Source organism: Bradyrhizobium genomosp. III (assembly GCF_000261705.1).
In the GTDB taxonomy this organism is placed as follows: Bacteria; Pseudomonadota; Alphaproteobacteria; order Rhizobiales; family Xanthobacteraceae; genus Bradyrhizobium; species Bradyrhizobium ottawaense.
In genome coordinates, this window is the sequence record NZ_AJQF01000596.1 from 1 (window position 1) to 1,079 (window position 1,079).

1 protein-coding gene is annotated in these 1,079 nt (G+C 62.2%); it reads right to left on the reverse strand.

Annotated features, from left to right (window positions below; all coding sequences use genetic code 11):
* Nucleotides 1-984, reverse strand: a 984-nt coding sequence (locus IC66_RS0142320; RefSeq protein ID WP_049806768.1) for an IS110 family transposase, incomplete at its 3' end; no start/stop codon positions are given.
* Between the last annotated feature and the right edge of the window lie 95 nt (nt 985-1,079).

Here is a 1,079-nt window from a genome sequence, read left to right on the forward strand (position 1 = left end):
CAGGAGCGCCCAGATGATCCGCGCCGTCTTATTGGCCTGCGCGACGGCGGCAACCTTGAAGGGGCGTCTGGCGAGAAGCGCCTTCAGCCACGGCCGCGCCCGAACGTCGTTTCGGACAAGCCGCAAGACGGCCGTTGCCCCGACAACGAGGAGAGAGCGGAGTTCTGGATTTCCCATCTTCGATATTCGTCCCAACCGCTCTTTGCCTCCGCTTGAATGAGGCCGCGGCGTCAATCCCAGCCAGGCGGCAAAGTGGCGAGCCGACTTGAACCCGCCGGGATCCGGCACAAGCGCTTTGATGGTCGCCGCCGTAATGGCGCCGACGCCAGGGATCGTGGTCAACCGACGCATGTCCTCGTCGTGCTTGGCCTCCGCGACGATTGCGCGCTCGAGCCTCTCGATCTGGTCGGCTGAAGCTTCAATCTCGTCGGCAATAGCCATCAGCGCGAAGCGCGCTGCTGCGGGCAGGCGTGCATCTGTCTCATCCCGTATGATTGCGACCAGCGCCTCAACCTTTGCCAGGCCGGCGGTGGCGATGATCCCCAATTCTGCCAGATGCGCGCGCAACGCGTTGACCGACTGCGTTCGCTGCCGCACTAGAAGAGCGCGGGTCTTCAGCACCATCGCGGCAGCCTGTTGCTCAGCCGTCTTAATCGGCACGAAGCGCATGGTCTTTCGGGTCACCGCTTCGCTGATGGCCTCAGCGTCCGCCGCATCCGTCTTGCCACGCTTGACGAAGGGTTTGACATAAGCCGGCGGAATGAGCCGGACCTCATGACCGAGAGCTGCGATCTCGCGCGCCCAATAGTGGGCGCTACCGCATGCTTCCATCCCCACCAGGCATGCTGGCAGCTTCTCAAAGAAACGCAGAACTTCGCTGCGCCGTAGCTTCCGGTTGAACACGGGTGAGCCCTCGGCATCCGCCCCGTGAACCTGGAAAACGTGCTTGGCCAGATCCAGCCCGATGGTGATAACCTGTTTCACGGAACGGTCCCTCCTTTGTGGCGTTCGAACAACGACCACGTTCTAGCACTTTGATGCTGTTGGAGCGGGCCGTTCCACCACATCAAGTTTTATCC